The sequence below is a fragment of the Peribacillus sp. SIMBA_075 genome (assembly GCF_046534585.1).
In genome coordinates, this window is sequence record NZ_JAWRYN010001565.1 from 1 (window position 1) to 237 (window position 237).

General features: G+C 34.6%; 1 protein-coding gene. It reads right to left on the reverse strand.

Features of this window, described 5'->3' with window-relative positions; genetic code table 11:
* Positions 1–237, reverse strand: a 237-nt coding sequence (locus SB775_RS33680; RefSeq protein ID WP_410865651.1) for a plasmid recombination protein, incomplete at both ends; no start/stop codon positions are given.

The following is a 237-nucleotide window of genomic DNA, read 5'->3' on the forward strand; positions in this document are numbered from 1 at the left end:
ATTCTTTTCGGTTAAAAATTTGTTTAGCTGATAACTTATTTTCTTCGGTTACTGGAACCATTCCAACGTGCATATGAGGTGTTTTCTCGTCCAAATGCACAGCTGCGTGTACAATATTTTGTTCGCTATATCTATCTTTTAAGAAGCTATACGCTTCTTTGAAAAACACTTTTTGTTGAGCTGGATCAACCATATCCAACACATCGAAAAATTCTCTATCACTTGTTACAACAAACT